The 18,139-nt window shown below is 44.4% G+C and carries 20 protein-coding genes; 15 read left to right on the forward strand and 5 right to left on the reverse strand.

The features are described 5' to 3' along the window. The first annotated feature begins 62 nt into the window (after positions 1 to 62). The 6 genes from nfsA to NQ095_RS13935 all read left to right on the forward strand — a co-directional run bounded on the left by nfsA (position 63) and on the right by NQ095_RS13935 (position 5,828). Positions 63 to 812: an oxygen-insensitive NADPH nitroreductase gene (nfsA, locus tag NQ095_RS13910; protein WP_258264070.1), complete on the forward strand. Its 750-nt coding sequence runs from the start codon at positions 63 to 65 to the stop codon at positions 810 to 812. A gap of 532 nt (positions 813 to 1,344) precedes the next feature. Beyond that, positions 1,345 to 3,240, forward strand: coding sequence for a PrkA family serine protein kinase (locus NQ095_RS13915; protein WP_258264071.1), 1,896 nt, complete (start codon positions 1,345 to 1,347; stop codon positions 3,238 to 3,240). Between the two features lie 100 nt (positions 3,241 to 3,340). Beyond that, on the forward strand, positions 3,341 to 3,523 hold the full coding sequence (locus NQ095_RS13920; RefSeq protein WP_258264072.1) for a hypothetical protein: 183 nt from the start codon (positions 3,341 to 3,343) through the stop codon (positions 3,521 to 3,523). 75 nt (positions 3,524 to 3,598) lie between these two features. Continuing rightward, a complete protein-coding gene (locus tag NQ095_RS13925; protein WP_258264073.1) occupies positions 3,599 to 3,772 on the forward strand; it encodes a multidrug ABC transporter ATPase in 174 nt (57 codons plus the stop codon). 263 nt (positions 3,773 to 4,035) lie between these two features. After that, entirely contained in the window at positions 4,036 to 5,196 is a 1,161-nt protein-coding gene (yhbH, locus tag NQ095_RS13930; protein WP_375162844.1) for a sporulation protein YhbH, read from the forward strand. A gap of 140 nt (positions 5,197 to 5,336) precedes the next feature. Further along, a complete protein-coding gene (locus NQ095_RS13935; RefSeq protein WP_258264075.1) occupies positions 5,337 to 5,828 on the forward strand; it encodes an STAS domain-containing protein in 492 nt (163 codons plus the stop codon). Positions 5,829 to 5,852: 24 nt separating this feature from the next. Here NQ095_RS13935 and rpiA read toward each other — a convergent pair whose 3' ends face one another. Beyond that, on the reverse strand, positions 5,853 to 6,581 hold the full coding sequence (gene rpiA, locus NQ095_RS13940; RefSeq protein ID WP_309137646.1) for a ribose-5-phosphate isomerase RpiA: 729 nt from the start codon (positions 6,579 to 6,581) through the stop codon (positions 5,853 to 5,855). 41 nt (positions 6,582 to 6,622) lie between these two features. On the opposite strand from rpiA, the gene NQ095_RS13945 reads away from it, so the two are divergent. The 6 genes from NQ095_RS13945 (at position 6,623) to proC (ending at position 10,983) form a co-directional block, all read left to right on the forward strand. Beyond that, the gene (locus tag NQ095_RS13945) at positions 6,623 to 7,612 is read left to right on the forward strand and encodes a Gfo/Idh/MocA family protein (protein ID WP_258264076.1); all 990 of its coding nucleotides are present in this window, start codon (positions 6,623 to 6,625) and stop codon (positions 7,610 to 7,612) included. Between the two features lie 49 nt (positions 7,613 to 7,661). After that, positions 7,662 to 8,396 (forward strand): alpha/beta hydrolase, encoded by a 735-nt coding sequence (locus NQ095_RS13950; protein WP_258264077.1) that lies wholly within the window; start codon positions 7,662 to 7,664, stop codon positions 8,394 to 8,396. Between the two features lie 106 nt (positions 8,397 to 8,502). Next, positions 8,503 to 8,805 carry a YciI family protein gene (locus tag NQ095_RS13955; RefSeq protein ID WP_258264078.1) on the forward strand — a complete coding sequence of 101 codons (303 nt, stop codon included), beginning with the start codon at positions 8,503 to 8,505 and terminating at the stop codon, positions 8,803 to 8,805. Positions 8,806 to 8,830: 25 nt separating this feature from the next. Continuing rightward, positions 8,831 to 9,853 carry a phosphotransferase enzyme family protein gene (locus NQ095_RS13960; RefSeq protein WP_258264079.1) on the forward strand — a complete coding sequence of 341 codons (1,023 nt, stop codon included), beginning with the start codon at positions 8,831 to 8,833 and terminating at the stop codon, positions 9,851 to 9,853. Further along, positions 9,850 to 10,053: a hypothetical protein gene (locus NQ095_RS13965; protein WP_258264080.1), complete on the forward strand. Its 204-nt coding sequence runs from the start codon at positions 9,850 to 9,852 to the stop codon at positions 10,051 to 10,053. The genes NQ095_RS13960 and NQ095_RS13965 overlap by 4 nt, the downstream gene beginning before the upstream one ends. A gap of 123 nt (positions 10,054 to 10,176) precedes the next feature. After that, positions 10,177 to 10,983, forward strand: a complete 807-nt coding sequence (gene proC / locus NQ095_RS13970) for a pyrroline-5-carboxylate reductase (protein ID WP_258264081.1) — start codon at positions 10,177 to 10,179, stop codon at positions 10,981 to 10,983. A 151-nt stretch (positions 10,984 to 11,134) separates the two neighbouring features. Here proC and NQ095_RS13975 read toward each other — a convergent pair whose 3' ends face one another. From NQ095_RS13975 to NQ095_RS13985, 3 genes are all read right to left on the reverse strand, one after another. After that, a complete protein-coding gene (locus tag NQ095_RS13975) occupies positions 11,135 to 11,806 on the reverse strand; it encodes an SIMPL domain-containing protein (protein ID WP_258264082.1) in 672 nt (223 codons plus the stop codon). Continuing rightward, entirely contained in the window at positions 11,797 to 12,252 is a 456-nt protein-coding gene (locus tag NQ095_RS13980; RefSeq protein WP_258264083.1) for a hypothetical protein, read from the reverse strand. The genes NQ095_RS13975 and NQ095_RS13980 overlap by 10 nt, the downstream gene beginning before the upstream one ends. 88 nt (positions 12,253 to 12,340) lie before the next feature. Then, positions 12,341 to 13,291 carry an L-lactate dehydrogenase gene (locus tag NQ095_RS13985; protein WP_258264084.1) on the reverse strand — a complete coding sequence of 317 codons (951 nt, stop codon included), beginning with the start codon at positions 13,289 to 13,291 and terminating at the stop codon, positions 12,341 to 12,343. A 334-nt stretch (positions 13,292 to 13,625) separates the two neighbouring features. Here NQ095_RS13985 and NQ095_RS13990 point away from each other — a divergent pair, with 334 nt between their 5' ends. Both NQ095_RS13990 and NQ095_RS13995 read left to right on the forward strand, forming a co-directional pair. Then, positions 13,626 to 14,162, forward strand: coding sequence for a GNAT family N-acetyltransferase (locus tag NQ095_RS13990; protein WP_258264085.1), 537 nt, complete (start codon positions 13,626 to 13,628; stop codon positions 14,160 to 14,162). Positions 14,163 to 14,333: 171 nt separating this feature from the next. Beyond that, positions 14,334 to 14,879 (forward strand): histidine phosphatase family protein, encoded by a 546-nt coding sequence (locus NQ095_RS13995; protein ID WP_258264236.1) that lies wholly within the window; start codon positions 14,334 to 14,336, stop codon positions 14,877 to 14,879. 59 nt (positions 14,880 to 14,938) lie between these two features. On the opposite strand, the gene NQ095_RS14000 is transcribed toward NQ095_RS13995, so the two are convergent. After that, positions 14,939 to 16,240: an NCS2 family permease gene (locus tag NQ095_RS14000; RefSeq protein WP_258264086.1), complete on the reverse strand. Its 1,302-nt coding sequence runs from the start codon at positions 16,238 to 16,240 to the stop codon at positions 14,939 to 14,941. A 241-nt stretch (positions 16,241 to 16,481) separates the two neighbouring features. On the opposite strand from NQ095_RS14000, the gene NQ095_RS14005 reads away from it, so the two are divergent. Further along, positions 16,482 to 18,125: a M20/M25/M40 family metallo-hydrolase gene (locus NQ095_RS14005; protein ID WP_258264087.1), complete on the forward strand. Its 1,644-nt coding sequence runs from the start codon at positions 16,482 to 16,484 to the stop codon at positions 18,123 to 18,125. The last annotated feature ends 14 nt before the right edge of the window (positions 18,126 to 18,139 follow it).

Consider the following 18,139-nt stretch of genomic DNA (forward strand, 5'->3'; position numbering starts at 1 on the left):
TTTCATTCCTTTTTTTATTTAGCTTATACTAAGAGGATAATGAGAAAGGGAGAGAATGCATAATGAATGAAACCATCGAAACCATCCTGAAACATCGATCCATTCGTGAATTTAAAAATGAATCACTGACCGAGGAAGAGATCCGTACGATTGTCTCCAGTGCACAAGCTGCGAGTACATCGAGTTATATACAGGCGTATTCGATCATTGGCGTGAAGGATCCCGTGAAAAAGAAAAAGCTTGCTGAGCTTGCCGGGAATCAACGTTATGTCGAAGCAAACGGTCATTTCTTCGTATTCTGTGCTGATTTATACCGCCATGAAAAAATCGGTGATTGGGAAGAAGCTGACGTGATTCCTTCTTTGGAAAGCACGGAAAAATTCATGGTGGCCCTCATTGACGCTTCCCTGGCGGCCCAGAATGCAGCCATCGCTGCTGAATCAATGGGACTTGGGATCTGCTATATCGGGGGGATCAGAAATGATCTGGAATCAGTGAGTGAACTGCTGGGATTGCCGGACCGGGTCATCCCTTTATTTGGACTCGCAGTCGGTATCCCTGAAAACCATTCGGATGTTAAGCCGAGGCTGCCGATGGAATCAGTTTATCATGAGGATTCATACAATGGTGATGAGACGTCCATAAGGGAAGGGCTCGACCGTTATGATGAAACCATTTCTGCTTATTATCATGCCCGGACCGCGGGGAAACGATCGGATCGCTGGACCGCGCAAATGGCGAAGATGCTGTCTGGTAAGAAGCGGATGTATATGAAGGAGTTTGTGGAGAAGAAAGGATTTAATAAAAGATAAGAAGTTCAATCGGGGAAATAAAAAAGAACTGGCCATGTGGTCAGTTCTTTTTTTGCTTTTGGTATCATCCAGCAGTCCCTCGAGGTCATAAGACAAACCAACCAAAAAGGCAAAAGGCGCCTTTCCGGTTGGTTCGTCTTATGCTTGTCGCCTCTGGGCGAGTCGCCTGCGCTTTAGTTTGAGCCCGGTTTATCGTTATATCCAGCAGTGAAAATCGCTACTAAGAATACTAGAGATACACCTACGATCATGACAGTACCCATGTTTTGCAACCTCCCAGTTAACATATTTCACAGTCTGTCCTTAGTATAGCCTATTTTTAAATCGATGTGAACGAAAGTTGGATTTTTTTTCTGTTTTGTGAAAGTTTGAAGGACGGGAGAGAAAGCGTTTCATATTAATGCCCTATTCCAATAAATGAAGTGAATATCGACCGTTTGTCTTTAATTAAAATATCTTATTAACATGTTCGGGTGAACAAGCGCATAGAGTATATTAATCGTCTCTCATTAAGCGACAGGGGGAGGTCCTTATGGATATTTTAAAAAGAATTGAACATTACCGAGAAGAAGAAGAGAAACTGAAATGGGAAGGGACGTTTGCTCAGTATTTAGACCTGCTGAAAGAGAAGCCTTGGATCGGGCAGTCTGCTCATTCAAGAGTCTTTAATATGATTAAAGATGCCGGAGTCGAGGAGGTCGAGGGGAAACGGAAGTATAAATTCTTCAGCAATCAATTATTTGGCTTAGAAGAGGCGCTGGAAAGACTCGTTGAAGAATACTTTCATCCTGCTGCGAAACGATTAGACGTGAGAAAAAGGATCTTATTATTGATGGGTCCTGTAAGTGGAGGGAAATCGACACTCGTTTCCATGCTGAAACGGGGACTCGAGCAGTATTCACGGTCTGAAAGAGGAGGAGTGTTCTCCATTAAAGGCTGTCCGATGCATGAAGACCCGCTGCATTTGATCCCTCAGCATTTACGTGAAGATTTCTATGAAGAATATGGCATCCGAATAGAAGGAAATCTCTCTCCGTTGAATACAATGCGTTTGGAGAAAGAATATCATGGCCGCATTGAAGACGTCCAAGTGGAAAGAGTCTTCTTCTCAGAAGATAAACGTGTTGGAATTGGTACATTCAGTCCATCTGATCCAAAGTCACAGGATATCGCCGATTTAACAGGAAGCATCGACTTCTCGACAATTGCTGAATTTGGTTCAGAATCGGATCCACGTGCGTACCGGTTTGATGGGGAGTTAAATAAAGCAAACCGTGGTTTGATGGAATTTCAGGAAATGCTTAAATGTGATGAAAAGTTCTTATGGCACTTATTATCCCTTACCCAGGAAGGGAACTTCAAAGCAGGACGGTTTGCCCTGATTTCAGCCGACGAGCTGATTGTGGCTCACACGAATGAAACCGAGTACCGCTCCTTCATTGCGAATAAAAAGAATGAAGCCTTACATTCACGTATCATCGTCATGCCGGTTCCGTATAACTTGAAGGTCACCCAGGAAGAGAAAATCTATGAAAAGATGATCAACGAAAGTGATGTTTCGAACGTCCATGTGGCTCCTCATACATTAAGGGTGGCAGCGATGTTCACGATCCTGACCAGGATGAAGGAACCGAAACGCGGTGACATCGATTTAATCAAAAAGATGCGCCTGTATGATGGAGAAAATGTAGAAGGTTTTAATTCTGCCGATGTGGATGAAATGAAGAAGGAATACCAGGATGAAGGAATGAGCGGTATCGATCCGCGTTATGTGATCAACCGTATCTCGTCAACCATTATTCGAAAAGAAGTACCAACCATTAACGCGTTAGATGTTCTCAGAGCTTTGAAGGAAGGGCTGGATCAACATCCATCGATTACCAATGAACTTAGGGAAAAATATTTAAACTTTATCTCCCTTGCCCGGAAAGAGTATGATGATATTGCGAAGAAAGAAGTCCAGAAAGCCTTTGTGTACTCGTATGAAGAGTCTGCGAAAACACTTATGGATAACTACCTTGATAATGTTGAAGCCTATTGTAACAAAGCAAAGCTTCATGACCCGTTAACGGGGGAAGAAATCAATCCGGATGAAAAGCTGATGCGTTCCATCGAGGAGCAGATCGGAATTTCTGAAAATGCGAAAAAGGCATTCCGTGAAGAAATCCTGATCCGTATCTCTGCCTATGCCCGTAAAGGGAAGCGATTCGACTATAATTCACATGACCGTCTGCGTGAAGCCATTCAGAAGAAGCTATTCGCTGACTTGAAGGATGTTGTAAAGATTACGACATCATCCAAAACGCCAGACGAACAGCAGCTGAAGAAAGTCAACGAAGTGGTTGCCCGCCTCATCGATGAACATGGCTACAACTCAACATCCGCCAACGAATTACTGCGATATGTGGGCAGCCTGTTAAACCGTTAATAGAAGTGCGATCGGGAGGTGCTGTGCATCTCCCGATTTTTTCAGGGTTGTTTAAATCTCTCATCTAAAGGGAAAAGTAGTATCCAAGAGGTGAAGAGATATGAGTAAAAGCAAACACGAATTAGATAAAAATTATGAACCTGAAAACGGTTCAATGGCACATGATATGGAAGAGATGGAGCAGTTGGGGAAGCAGATGGATAAGCTCAGAACGAATGAAGAATTGAAAGAGGATAAGAAGCAGCCCGATCCCGTTCAATATAAAGAGAGAGACAAGGAATAGTTGACAGAAAACTCTGAATACCATAATCTATAGATAGAGAGCCGGACCCATATCGAATGAAGGTGGGTTGATAGGATGTCTTTTATACCTAAACCTCGGGAAGAAGCGGAACCTCTTAACGGAAGCATGGCCTCCAATATGGAGGAAGTCATTAAACTGGGAAAGCAAATGGAGAAGTTACGTTCCAGTGGCGAATTAAAGTTGCACAATCGAGTTTCAGACCCGGCTCAATATGAAGAGGATGCTTAATCAGGTGATCGTGCCTGATTATTTTTTTTGGAATCCGGTCAATCCGGGACAGGCATTACAACCTGTCAGAAAAATAGGCTCGTCCAAATAGAAAAGAACGGTTAATTGTCGAAATTATTTGTAAATTTATCAATACTTCTGCATAGGATAGAGTAATCCCCGTTTCACTTCATGGGATACGTGCAGTTTAGACAGTCAACATAGTGTATGCAGGAAAATGAAAAAATGTGAAAAAAATTAAGGAGGGGAATAATTTGAGTCAAATGGATAATCATCAGTTTGTCATTTCCAAGGAAGATTGGGCCCTCCACCGCAAAGGTCACGATGATCAGCAGAGACATCAAGAAAAAGTACAGGATGCCATCCGCAATAATTTACCAGACTTGATCACAGAAGAAAACATTGTCATGTCCAATGGTCGAGACGTCGTCAAAATCCCGATTCGTTCGTTAGATGAATATAAAATCCGTTACAACTATGATAAAAATAAACACGTCGGGCAGGGAGACGGTGAGAGCCAGGTAGGGGACGTCATTGCAAGGGACGGATCGCAACAGCAGCAGGGTCCAGGAAAAGGTCAAGGGGCCGGAGACAAAGCCGGTGAAGATTATTATGAAGCAGAAGTGTCAATGCTTGAAATCGAAGAAGCCTTATTCAGCCAATTGGAGCTTCCGAACCTGAAGAAGAAAGAGCAGGATGTTCAAACCGTCGAGCATATTGAATTCAATGATATCCGTAAAACCGGCCTAATGGGGAATATAGATAAGAAGAAAACGATGATGTCTGCCTTCAAACGAAATGCCATGAAAGGAGCACCAAGTTTTCATCCGATTTTCACTGAGGATCTGAAGTTCAGAACATGGAATGAAGTATTAAAGCCAGAATCAAAAGCCGTCGTATTGGCGATGATGGATACGAGTGGCAGTATGGGGGTTTGGGAGAAGTATATGGCAAGAAGCTTCTTCTTCTGGATGACCCGATTCTTGCGCACAAAATATGAAACCGTGGAAATCGAATTCATCGCTCATCATACAGAAGCCAAGGTGGTGTCAGAAGAGCACTTCTTCTCGAAAGGGGAAAGCGGGGGAACGATCTGCTCATCAGCTTATCGAAAAGCCCTGGAGCTCATCGATGGAAAGTATTCTCCAAGCCGTTACAATATTTATCCTTTCCATTTCTCCGACGGGGATAACCTGACGAGTGATAATGTGCGGTGCGTCAAGCTTGTCGAAGAATTGATGAAAGTGTCCAGCATGTTCGGATATGGGGAAGTGAATCAGTATAATCGTCATTCCACGTTAATGTCAGCCTATAAAAATATTAAAAACGACGATTTCCGCTATTACATCCTTAAGCAAAAAGCCGATGTATTCCATGCCATGAAGAGTTTCTTCCACAATGAGCAGGAAAAGGCATTCGCGTGAGAAAAACCAGCCGACGAGGCTGGTTTTTCAATGTCATCTATTTATCTCGTTACATATGAAATCATTAGGTTATTCTGTATCTAAAGTGCTAGAATATAGAAAGGCACTTTAAAAACATTCTATAAACGGTGAGGGTTGTCATGACAAGTGAAAGTCAAGAAATTAAGCAGCTAAAGCAGGAAGTTAATGAATTGAAAGAACAGCTGGTTCAATCAGAGCAGCTCATCATGGAGATTTCAGCACCGATTATTCCATCCATCATCCCTGAAACCATCCTGATCCCCATTACGGGAAGGCTGAGTTCGGAACGCTTTGAAAGGATCATTACAAAGATATTGGACGTTTCTTATGGAGAAGACATTAACACCATCATTGTCGATTTCTCAGCGATATCAGAGAAGGAAATCGGTGAAATTGATATTTTCGGTGCGTATATTGATAACATGGCAAAGGCCATCGGGTTAATGGGAATCGAAACTCTTTTTGTCGGATTCACTCCTTCTCTCACTCAAATCATGATCAATTCAGGAGTGAGGGAGCTTCAAGGGATCAAAACCTTCCTGACATTCCGGACAGCACTGCAATATTTGATGAGGGAAAAAGACATGGAATTCCAAAAAGCCAACCAATAAGGTTGGCTTTTGGACTGGGGGACATCAAGTCAGGTTACTCTTTGGTGAGACAACCTCCACGCCATCTCGTTTCCCGACAATCATCAGGGTTGTCAAGTTAATGAAAAGACCTGTTTCCACGACACCTAATAATCGTTTTAATCGGGAGTGAAGGGAGGCAGGGTCAGCAATGCCCGTGAAATGACAATCCACGATATAGTTACCGTTATCGGATATAAATCGTTCATCGTTTCTTTTTCTTAGAACCGGGGTACAACCCAATTCAGCGAGTGATTGGCACGTCACTTCCCATCCGAAGGGAATGATCTCAACAGGGAGTGGAAAGGAGCCAAGCTTTGAAACCAATTTGGACTCGTCCACGACAATGATGAACTTGTGGGTGAACGTATCAATAAACTTCTCCCTTACCAATGCTCCGCCTCCCCCTTTGATTAAGTTGAACATGGCATCCACTTCATCGGCGCCATCAATCGAAATGTCCAACATGTTCACTTCAGCGAAGGTGGTCAATGGAATACCCGCCTTTTTTGCCAGGCGTTCTGTGTCCACTGAAGAGGGGATTGCCTTGATCTGTAATCCTTGAGAGACAAGGTCCCCCAATTTTTGAATCGTCCAATAAACGGTTGAGCCGGTACCTAATCCGACCGTCATTCCGTCTTTTATATATTCGGTTGCTTTTTCACCGGCCAACTTCTTTTCCAGGCTATCCACTGCATTGCCCCTTTCCAACGTAATTGTCGTTTTACTTAGCATTCTATACTAGAATAAACATGAATGAAAGAAGGAGAGATCATATGATTAGATTCGGAATCATCGGAACCAACTGGATTACTGATCGTTTTATTCAAGCGGCAGGAGAAGTGGACTGTTTCCAATTAGGGGCGGTTTATTCAAGGACGGAAGAGAGGGCAAGATCATATGCTCTGACCCATGGGATCCCCCGTTATTTTACCGATATAGATGAGATGGCAGATAAAGATCATATCGATGCCGTGTACATAGCCAGCCCAAATTCCTTTCACTGCAGTCAGGCCATCTCTTTTTTAAGGAAAGGCATTCACGTATTATGTGAGAAGCCGTTAGCTTCGAATGAAAGGGAAGTTCAAGAGATGATTGCTGCTGCAAAGGAAAACGGTGCCATACTCATGGAAGCGGTCAGGACCACATTCCTGCCCAACTTTCAGCTGCTTAAAGAGAAGCTGCACACCATCGGGACCATTCGGAAAGTCAATGTCAGCTGCTGTAAATATTCATCCAGATACGACGCGTATAAAGATGGAACGATCCTGAATGCATTCAATCCCGCATTTTCCAATGGTGCCCTGATGGACTTGGGCGTCTATTGCATTTATCCCATGGCCGTTTTATTCGGCGAGCCGAAGGAAATAAAGGCAACTGGTATCATGCTGGATTCAGGTGTTGATGGTTCTGGTACAGTCATCATGAAATACGAAGAAATGGAAGTGGTGGCCACTTTCTCGAAGATTTCTAATACACTCATTCCGACTGAAATCCAAGGGGAAGCCGGAACCGTTACGATCGATCAAATAGGTGAATTCAGTACACTGACGTTTTATTATCATAATGGGGAAAAATGTGTTTATACTCAAAAAGAGGACTTTCCATACATGTATTACGAAATAAATGAATTTGTTTCAATCATCAAAAATGGAGGGGAATACGAATCTGCCATTAATTCTTACCAGCATTCTTTAATCAGCTCCAGGGTGATGGATAACGCCAGAAAGCAGATCGGATTGGTTTTTCCGGCAGATCGGACTTAACGGTTCAGAAATGATGTCTTACTAAGTAATCATGAAAAGGCGGGTGCAGGTGAATAAGATATTAAAATGGGCAGGGATTGTTTTTCTGGCAGTCATTGTTGTTGGTTTTCTGGGATTTTATATTTGGTCAGAACAAACGTACTCAGCCACGGAGCAGTTGACGAAGACAGTCCATAAGGATGACCCTTTTATAGAAGAAAAAAATGACTGGCTTATTTTTAAAAGTGAAGATTCAAATGGGAAAGGCGTAATACTTTATCCCGGAGCAAAGGTGGAAGTGGAGGCTTATGGGTATATCGGTAAGTCTCTATCTGATAAGGGGTACACCGTCGTCATCCCCAAGATGCCGTTTCATATCGCTTTTCTCGGCATTAATGAAGCTGAAAAGATCATCAGTGAGTTCGATGAAAACCTTGATTGGTATCTGTCCGGTCACTCATTGGGAGGTGTGGCTGCGGCATCGTATACCTATGATCATCAAGATGAGGTGAAAGGTGTCATATTCCTGGCGTCCTATCCGACAAATTCAGCGAATTTCTCCAAGAGTGATATACCGGTCCTTAGCATCTACGCAGAGAATGACGGTCTTACCACAGGGGATGACGTTGAAAAAAGTAAGAAACTGCTGCCGTCTAAAGCGGCCTTCCATAAGATTGACGGAGGCAACCATGCAGGATTCGGAGTTTACGGTCCACAAAAAGGTGACAAGAAAGCGAGTATTTCCGTGTGGGAACAGCAGGATGAAATCATACAGGTGATGGACGATTGGATGAAGGAGAATTAACCTTTTTAGTGCCGCTTGAGTCAAACTCAAGCGGCCTTTTTGATTCCTGAATAAAGGATTATGGACGGAGCAGGTCGTATATGTCATGGTGAAGGGAGGGAGAGAAATGGAATTTATCTATGTATTAAAGTTGATTCCACGCTTGTATCAAGAAGAAAATTGGACGGCCGGGGATGAAGAAATTGTGAAACGTCATTTCGAACGGTTGAAAGAATGGACGGACAATGGGACAGTGATCCTTGCTGGCAGGACATTAAATGAAGAGGAAAAGGCCTTTGGAATCGTAGTGTTTGAAGCAGATGACGAGGAGCAGGCAAAGGCATTCATGAAAGAAGATCCCACTGTGACCGAGGGCATCATGACAGCCGAACTGTTCCCTTATCGTGTGGCTCTTCTAAGAAAAAATTAACATGTCATAGACAAGGAGAGATAGGATGGAAAAGTGGATTCAAGAACTATTTACAGAGGATGTATTAAAGAATGCAGCTTCACGTTTCGGCTGTGACACAAGTCACGCGAAGAAGCTTGGTGATTTCGAAAACTATGTGTATGAGGTGCACAGGGGAGAGATTCCTTATATCCTCCGCCTGACTCACAGTTCCCATCGTTCTAAAGGGGAAGTGGAAGCTGAGTTGCAATGGATCAATTACTTACATAAACATGGGGTGAATGTTTCACTCGTGAACGATTCAGAAGCAGGAAACCTGGTTGAAGTCCTAAAGACGGGGGATACACATTTCTTTGTGTGTTTATTTGACAAAGCTCCGGGAGCTCCTGTGAAAATCAATGACCCTTTATTTGATGATGGGCTATTTCACAAATGGGGAAAACTCACAGGACATATGCACAGGGTAACCAAAGGATACAATATGGATGAACACAGCCGTAAGCGATGGGATTTAGATGACGTGCTGGATTACAGGAAATATTTGACGAGTGATGAAGACAGGGACATCATTAGTAAAGGCAGTCAAAACAAGGAAACGATCAGGGGATTTAAGGAGACAAGGGAATCGTTTGGACTCATCCATTCGGACATTCATTCGGGTAACTTCTTTTATCACGATGGGGATCTCCATGTGTTCGACTTTGATGACAGTACACAATTCTTTTTTGTAAGTGACGTGGCCATCCCGCTATATTATTCGGTGTGGTGGAAGTTCCGGAATGAGACCCTCGAAACCCGCAGTAGGTTCGGGGAGAGATTCCTCATCGCGTTTCTTCAAGGATATTTGACGGAGTGTGACATCGATGACGAATGGGTCAAGCGCATCCCGCATTTCCTGCTTCTAAGGGATCTGACTCTATACACAGTCTTTCATAAAAAGTGGGACCTTGATAATTTATCTGAGGGAGAGCAGTCATTGTTGTCCCAAATCAGGGAGAGATTACAGAAGGATGAACCAATCGCCGACCTTGATTATGAGAAAATCCTTCGTGAAGTCCGAACAAGATGATTTGGGCATTACTAATTGCCGGGGGAATCATCGGGTTATTAGTCAGAGGGATGAGGGTGACCTTCAAAAGTGGATACGGCATGTCGGAAGACTTGTTCGAGCCGCCAGTGTATGTGAAAACGTGCAGTCATTGTCATAAAAAGATTCCAAAGGATTATTCTAAATCCCTATGCCCCCATTGCGGGAAGCTGGTGGAATGATGGAAAGGCTCTGGGAGGAGTGGTCTCCCTGAGCCTTTTTAATTGGGGCGTGAAAGATTTTAATAGAAGCGAAAGTTTGGTATGATGCTAAAGACTGTTTACATAAAATCGAGAGGTGAAGAAATGGATAAAACCATTGGATTTATAGGATGTGGAAATATGGCGCAGGCCATCATGGGAGGGATATTGAAGTCGGGGCTGGTGACACGGGAGTCCGTACGTGCGAGTGCCAGGACTCAAGAAACCCTGGATATGGTCAGCGAGAAATTTGGAGTGAAGACGACAGATGACAATCAGAGTGTTGCGGCTTTTTCAGATATTGTGTTCCTTGCGGTGAAACCGGATCAATACAAGGAACTGATCGAATCGGTCAAAGATTCCTTAAAAAAAGACAGCATCATCATAACGATTGCGGCTGGAATCACGATTGAATGGATGGAAGAGCAGATTTCCCCTTCTGCCAAAATCGTACGGACCATGCCGAATACTCCGAGCCTTGTAGGCGAAGGAATGACCGCATATTGTGTGAACGAAGAAATAACAGAAAGCGATTTGGAATTTGTCCAGGCTATCCTTGAAAGCTTCGGGAAAGCGGAAAAGATCGAGGAAAGCATGATGGATGCGATACCGGCTGTGAGCGGGTCCTCTCCTGCCTATGTATTTATGTTCATCGAAGCACTGGCCGATGGAGCCGTCCTCCAGGGAATCCCAAGGAGTCTTGCCTATCAGCTGGCATCACAGGCTGTGCTTGGGGCTGCGAAGATGGTTCTTGAAACCGGCAATCATCCCGGAGAACTGAAGGATGCCGTATGTTCACCCGGGGGAGCAACGATTGAAGCAGTGGCGGCCTTGGAGAAACACCAGTTCAAGGGGGCTGTATTATCGGCAATGGAAGCCTGCGGGCGGAAATCGAAGTCACTGGGGGAATAAAGATTGGAGAGAAAAAGCTCAATTCCTTCTTACCTGCCTATTTAGTCGAGGGGAAAGTGGGGGTCTGTTGAAGCAATAAGCCTTCTTTCCCCTATAGGTCCGTCCCTCCATAAAAAAACTGCCTCAGTAGTCATCTACTTTGGCAGTTTTTTTAATGTGTCCTGAATTCTACTGTGATGATAGCTGTGACGGCAATCTGGCCTGGCTGAACGGCCGTACTTTCGTCGGCTGCCTTTAAATAGGCGGCGTTCATAAAGGGGACGGCTGCGGGTCGGGATTGTTCGGTAATGGATTTGGGCTGCGGATTAAGCTGCTGATTCGACTGGCGGGATAATGTGAGTGCCTTTTGATATGCCTCTTGATAGGCTAAAGCGAGTGCCTGCTGGTAGGATTCAATGGGATCAGACTGGACAAATTGAATGTTTTCCACACGATTCGCCCCGCTCTTTATAGCATCATCAATCATCTTCCCGACTTTTTCTATCGATTTAACAGTGACCTTGAATACTTGTCGAACTTCATAACCGGTGAACGTTTGTTTTCCATCTTCAAATTGGTACTGTGGAAATACTTGATAGCTGGATGTCTGGATATCCTGTCGGCGCACTCCATTATTTAAAAGGGATTGTACGACACTGTTGGAAAGTTTCTGATTCTCGTTTTGGGCAACTTCAAGCTCCTTATCATTCGTAACAATACCTATCGATAGGATGGCTTGATCCGGATCGACATATAATGTATGTTCCCCGCTCACGGTTATGAGGCCGTTCGATTGATTGGTTCGATAGTACGGATAGGAGTGCATCGCCACACCTACACGCACGTAAACGATTCAATTTTATCCAAGTCGATGCCGAAGTACACCCATGTGAATCCGATCCATCTCCATCCGGCAATGGAACGGCGCCCGACAAACACAGGGTAGAACCAGAAAGCATCTCTTCTTAACCATATATACGTGTAACGGAATAAGCATCTTCTGATGGCACCCGGATCGACTGCAAAGGTGCTCGGTCCACCCTGCGTTCCTTGAAATGCCGTTTTTTGCGGTTGGAAGTTCGGTGGTGGACCGGGTGGTGGTTGGTTTTGTCCGCCCTGCCCGCCTGATGGGGGTGGTGAGCCTGGTGCTCCTTGTCCTCCACCGGGAAAACCGGGAATGCCTGGGAAACCGCCGCCACCGGAACCCTGTCCTCCCCCGGGAAAACCAGGAAATCCGCCACCGGATCCTCCGCCGGGCAAGCCGGGGAATAATTGTCTGTGATCGTACATAGAAGAACCTCCTCATAAAGAATTCTCTTTATCTTATGAGGAGGGGGAGTGGGCGTGCGTGTCTTATCTGCTTCGATATGGTGACGGATCAAGTTTCCAGTGCTGTTTTCATGACGTTTTTCAACGTTTGTGCAGAATGGGAGAACTGTGCCTTCTCTTTTTCATTCAAGGGAAGTTCGACGACTTTTCGGATTCCATCCCGGTTGATGATGGCCGGTACACCGATATACATATCCCGTTCCTTATATTCTCCTTCGAGAAGGGCAGAAACGGTCAGGATGCTGTTTTCATTATTGAAGATGGCTTTTGAAATCCGGGCAAGTCCCATAGCGATTCCATAATACGTTGCCCCTTTTCGTTCGATGATGTGATAGGCTGCGTCCCTTACGTTGACAAAAATGTCATCGAGTTCTTTCTGGACGTTCTCCTGCTCCATATCAATCAGTTCATTCAGCTGACTTGCCCCCACCGTTGTATGGCTCCATACCGGGAACTCCGTATCACCGTGTTCCCCCATGATATAGGCGTGGATATTCCGTGTATCAATATCGAAGTGCTGCCCAACCAAGTAACGAAGTCTTGCCGTATCGAGTATCGTCCCTGAACCGATGACTCTTTCTTTCGGCAATCCGGAGAATTTCCATGTGGCATATGTCAAGATGTCGACAGGGTTCGTCGCCACAAGGAAGATCCCGTTGAAACCACTATCCATGACGGAGTCTACGATGTTTTTGAAGATCTTCACATTCTTCTCTACAAGGTCCAATCTGGTTTCACCAGGCTGCTGGTTTGCCCCGGCTGTGATGACGACCAAATCGGCGTCCTTACAATCACGATAATCCCCGGCTGAAATCTTCATAGGGGAAGCAAAAGCAAGACCGTGATTTAAATCCCGTGCATCTCCGTCGGCTTTCTCCTTATTCAGGTCGATCATCACAAGCTCATGGGCAATTCCTTGATTGAGAAGAGCGAAGGCATAACTTGAACCAACAAATCCTGTACCGATTAAAGCTACTTTGTTTGTGCATTTGATTGTCATACATCATCACCTATTCTTTCAAAATTTGTCCTAGCGATTCATAACATGCATCTCCGCTGATTCGAGGGGATGATAGGATTGATAATGCCTATATTGTGAAGTTATTCACAAATAGATCATAACATGTTTCACACTGATATTCTATTGGTAAGCGCATCATATCATACATATTTGTGAAATTATTCACAAATATGTCAAAGTTATCGGAGAGGGACGGACCTTGATTCCTAGGACCTGGTCCTAGGAATCAAGGCCCGTCCCTCTAAAAGAAGGGTTTTTCATCGGCTTTGATGAATGTATATAGGAAGAGCTTTGTTTATGGAGGTGTGGGTGTATGAATGTGAGAAGTGGGGAGTTGAATGTCCGTCCGTTAGTGGATGGTGATAAGTACACGCTCTCAAGGTGGTTATCGGATCCTGTCGTTCTGGAATATTATGAAGGCAGGGATCGTCCTTTCACGGCCCAGATGGTGGAGGAAAAGTTCTTCTCGGACAGGGGAGTCATGAGTTGTCTTGTTGAATATGAAGGAATTGAAATCGGTTATCTTCAATATTATCAGCTCGATCATGAGACGATGATACGATACGGCTATACGAATCTGGATGAAGTGATTTACGGAACGGATCAATTCATCGGGGAGTCGGATTATTGGAATAAGGGAGTCGGAACACAACTCATCCGTGCTGTGGTGGAGTACTTGCTTCAGAAGGAGGGAGTCCACCGCCTCGTGATGGATCCGATGACTTGGAATACGAGAGCGATCCGATGTTATGAGAAATGCGGATATAGTAAAGCAAGAATATTACAGGAGCATGAGCTTCATGAAGGGGTATACCATGATTCTTGGTTGATGGAGTTCATTCCCGAGTAAATGGAAGATATTAAAGAACCCGATGCATTTAGAGAGTACCCGGTAGTTTTGGATGCACATGATTGCAAGTTACCTGTCTAAATGTCGAAGTACATATCGAATAGTCATGGGCTGTTCAAGCAGAGCAGCCCTATTTATTGGTGTAAAGAGAAGGAGTGAAATAATATGACCGTGACTAAACTATATCTGGTCAGGCATGCCCATTCGGTTTATACCCCGGAAGAGCGAACGAGGCCACTGTCCGAAAAAGGAAGACGGGACGCAGTCTCAGTGACCGAACGGCTGGTGAAGGAAAAAATCGATGTGGTCTGTTCCAGTCCCTATAAAAGAGCCGTGGAAACGGTTGAAGGAATAGCGGGGCATATCAATCAGGAGATCACACTAGTAGAAGAGATGAAAGAACGCACCCTATCCTCAATGCCTGTGGGAAACTTTCAGGAAGCAATAACATCGGTCTGGGCTGATCCGGCCCTTTCATTTGAGGGAGGAGAGTCGAATCTTACCGCTCAAAAGAGGGGCGTTCATGGGATATTTAAAATAATGGAAGAATATAATGGGAAAAACGTGGTCATTGGGACCCACGGCAATATCATGGTCCTGATCATGAATTATTTTGATGAAACGTATGGAGTTGAATTTTGGAGAGAGCTTGAGATGCCGGATATATACTGTTTATCATTCGATGATGCCAATCTAGAGACTGTATCGAGAATATAGTCGCAGCCCAAATAAAAAAGACCGTTCACTGTGAACGGTCTTTCGAGTATCTATTCTAATCAATGAGGCAGAAATGCCAGTTGGTAGAAGAACAGGACAGCAAAGATATACACAAGTGGATGTACCTGCTTCCATTGTCCTTTCACTACTTTAAGTAAGGGATAAGAAATGAATCCCAGTGCAATCCCCGTTGCGATGCTTGATGTTAGTGGCATGCTCAGGATGATTAAAAACGCAGGGAATGCTTCATCCAACTGATCCCATTTGATCTGGGAGATGCTTCCCATCATCAGGCTGCCCACGATGATCAGGGCAGGAGCCGTAATGGCAGAGATCCCTGATACGGAACTGACGAGTGGTCCGAAGAAGGCTGAAGCGATAAACAGGATCGATACGGTCAACGTTGTTAATCCCGTTCTTCCCCCTGCAGAAACCCCCGCCGAAGACTCTATATATGCGGATGTCGGGCTAGTACCGAACATCGCACCGATCGTGGTCGCGATGGAATCGGCCAGCAGTGCCTGGCGGGCTCTCGGAAGGGTGTTTCCTTTCATCAAGCCTGCCTGCTGTGCCACTCCGATCATCGTTCCCGTAGTATCAAAGATGGTGACTAGAAGGAAAGAGAAGACGACCGCATATAATCCATACTGGAAGACGTCAGCAAATGCCGTTACCGGGTTTGCCACCATCAGTCCTTCAGGAAGATGGGGAATGGCCACAAATCCTTCTTTAAAGGATAGATCTCCTGTAAAGTACGCAATCAACCCAGTCACGATCATCCCGATAAACAGGGCACCATGGACATTCAGGACCATGAGGATCAGGGTTACAGCCAATCCGGTCAATGCAAGGAGTGCTGAATGGGAATGAAGATCCCCGAGCTGTACTAAATTTGTAGGATGTGCCTGGATCAATCCTGTCAGACGCAATCCTATAAAGGCAATGAATAAACCGATTCCCGCTGTAATTCCGTGCTTCAAATTTTGAGGAATGGCTTCAATCAATTTTTTTCGTAAAGGTGTCAATGATAGCAGGATGAAGACGATACCTGCTACGAAAACGGCAGAAAATGCAACAATATATGAAATGTCATCATGTGCACCGACCACTGAGTAAGTAAAATATGCATTCAATCCCATACCAGGAGCAATGGCGATCGGGTAATTTGCAAACAATGCCATCCATAATGTACCGGCTACGGCCGAAATGATGGTTGCTAAGAATACCTGATCAAACGGGACACCCGCATCGGATAAGATGATGGGATTCACTACCACTATGTACACCATCGTCAGGAATGTTGTGATCCCGGCAAGTATTTCCGTTTTAGGATCTGTGCCGTGTTCCTTTAATTTAAACATCGTAAAACCTCCAATAAAAACGAACATTAAAAACACACAACTTCTATAATATTCGGTAATAGAACGAATTTCAATAGAAAAGACCGAATTATTTTTAAGAAAATATCTTGAAACCCCTTCCAAACCCCATCCTTTTTCGATAAGATGTTATCAATTATAGAGGAATCAGTTTCTATAATGCCCATGCATTGAACGATTTACCACGCATAGGCTCATATTTCTTTAAGATAGGGGCGGTACTATGTATACTCAACTGAAAAATAAGTCAACTTCTGAACAGATTGAACTTATCACACGATCCTTAATCGCTCTGCAAAGTTATAACGGTACAATCGGCGAAAGTGAGAAAGCTTTATTTATATATAAGTTGATCTCTTCGTTTCCTTATTTTCAGCATCACCCCGATAGAGTCTGGCTCCAGGAAGTCCCTAATGATCCGATTGGAAGGAAGAATGTTTTTGCCATCGTAAAAGGGACGTCCTCTAAAACCGTCGTATTTCATGCCCATTACGATACGGTGGGAACCGATGATTATGGAGCCCTCCAGGATATGGCCCATGACCCGGATTTCCTTCAGAAGTACTTCATGGATTATGAAGGGGAAGAAAAGGTGAAGGAAGATGCACTTTCAGGAAACTGGCTGTTCGGGAGGGGTGCCTTGGATATGCAGAGCGGAATCGCCGTCCATTTAGCGAACCTTTTGTTTCATTCAGGTGAAAAACAGCCGGGTGGGAATTTACTCTTCCTGTTCAATGGGGATGAGGAAAGTGAGCATGCCGGGATGATTGCGGCTTTAAGCGATCTCCACCGCTTGAAAAACGAAGGCATGGACTATTTGGCAGCCATCAACACGGATTTCATTTCCCCTATTTATGACGGTGACTGTAAAAGGTATATATATACCGGAGCGGCGGGAAAGCTTCTGCCAAGTTTCTATATATATGGAAGAGAAGCACATGTCGGAGATGTCCTGACTTCGATCGATCCAACCGTGATCGCTTCCAAGCTCAATCTCGAAATCAATCAGAATCTTGATTATCTAGAAGATATTCCGGGTGAGTTCACACTACCGCCTTCATGTCTCTATTTTAAAGATGATAAGCATACGTATAATGTTCAGACCCCTCTCAGCACGTCTCTATATTTCAACTATTTTGTATACGAAAGGACGGCTCGGGAAGTGCTGTACGATATGAAAAAGGTCGCATTGAAGGTAGTAAGTGAAATAGAAGAGCGAAGCAAAAAGCAGTTTGAACAGTATCGGAGCTATCACGGATTCCCTGAACGGGAATTTTCATGGGAAGTGGAAGTCCTTACATTAAGGGAGTATATATTCTGGTTGAAAGAAAGGGGCATAGATCCGGATCCCGTCATGAAGAAGATCTTTCATGATATGGAAGGGGAGGACAGACGGACGATTGCTTATTCAATGGTGGAAGCACTGCAACATCTTGATCCCGACCGGACACCAAGGGTCATCCTGTTCTTCGCTCCGCCCTTTTTACCACATAATTTTGTGAATGAGGAAAATGAGTACGGCAAAAAGGTGAGGGATGCGCTCGGAAACTGCTTAAATGAAATATCGAATGAGACAGGGGAAGAGTTCGTCATCAAAAGGTTTTTCCCTTATCTCGCAGATGGCAGCTTTCTTTCCCTTCATGAAGAAGATGAAGATATCGACGTGTTCAAGAAGAATCTGCCCCTGATTGATCACCTGTACCCCGTGCCCATCGACTTGATCAGAAAGCTGAACATACCCTCCATTAATATAGGAGTCTACGGGAAGGATGGTCATCAGTGGACCGAGAGAGTATATAAACCTTATACGTTCTCCGTGCTGCCGCAGATCATCAGGCGGGTGACGAAGGACTTATTGGAAATATGATATGGAAGGAATAG

Source organism: Rossellomorea sp. SC111 (genome assembly GCF_024733565.1).
Taxonomy (GTDB): domain Bacteria; phylum Bacillota; class Bacilli; order Bacillales; family Bacillaceae_B; genus Rossellomorea.

Bases quoted from the DNA above. Each gene is read 5' to 3' on its own strand.
- NQ095_RS14005 (WP_258264087.1), top strand. From the start codon at position 16,482: ATGTATACTCAACTGAAAAATAAGTCAACTTCTGAACAGATTGAACTT.
- NQ095_RS13920 (WP_258264072.1), top strand. From the start codon at position 3,341: ATGAGTAAAAGCAAACACGAATTAGATAAAAATTATGAACCTGAAAAC.
- yhbH (WP_375162844.1), top strand. From the start codon at position 4,036: ATGGATAATCATCAGTTTGTCATTTCCAAGGAAGATTGGGCCCTCCAC.
- NQ095_RS13960 (WP_258264079.1), top strand. From the start codon at position 8,831: ATGGAAAAGTGGATTCAAGAACTATTTACAGAGGATGTATTAAAGAAT.
- NQ095_RS13945 (WP_258264076.1), top strand. From the start codon at position 6,623: ATGATTAGATTCGGAATCATCGGAACCAACTGGATTACTGATCGTTTT.
- proC (WP_258264081.1), top strand. From the start codon at position 10,177: ATGGATAAAACCATTGGATTTATAGGATGTGGAAATATGGCGCAGGCC.
- NQ095_RS13985 (WP_258264084.1), bottom strand. From the start codon at position 13,291: ATGACAATCAAATGCACAAACAAAGTAGCTTTAATCGGTACAGGATTT.
- NQ095_RS14000 (WP_258264086.1), bottom strand. From the start codon at position 16,240: ATGTTTAAATTAAAGGAACACGGCACAGATCCTAAAACGGAAATACTT.
- NQ095_RS13955 (WP_258264078.1), top strand. From the start codon at position 8,503: ATGGAATTTATCTATGTATTAAAGTTGATTCCACGCTTGTATCAAGAA.
- NQ095_RS13935 (WP_258264075.1), top strand. From the start codon at position 5,337: ATGACAAGTGAAAGTCAAGAAATTAAGCAGCTAAAGCAGGAAGTTAAT.
- nfsA (WP_258264070.1), top strand. From the start codon at position 63: ATGAATGAAACCATCGAAACCATCCTGAAACATCGATCCATTCGTGAA.
- NQ095_RS13990 (WP_258264085.1), top strand. From the start codon at position 13,626: ATGAATGTGAGAAGTGGGGAGTTGAATGTCCGTCCGTTAGTGGATGGT.
- NQ095_RS13965 (WP_258264080.1), top strand. From the start codon at position 9,850: ATGATTTGGGCATTACTAATTGCCGGGGGAATCATCGGGTTATTAGTC.
- NQ095_RS13925 (WP_258264073.1), top strand. From the start codon at position 3,599: ATGTCTTTTATACCTAAACCTCGGGAAGAAGCGGAACCTCTTAACGGA.
- NQ095_RS13980 (WP_258264083.1), bottom strand. From the start codon at position 12,252: ATGTACGATCACAGACAATTATTCCCCGGCTTGCCCGGCGGAGGATCC.
- rpiA (WP_309137646.1), bottom strand. From the start codon at position 6,581: ATGCTAAGTAAAACGACAATTACGTTGGAAAGGGGCAATGCAGTGGAT.
- NQ095_RS13915 (WP_258264071.1), top strand. From the start codon at position 1,345: ATGGATATTTTAAAAAGAATTGAACATTACCGAGAAGAAGAAGAGAAA.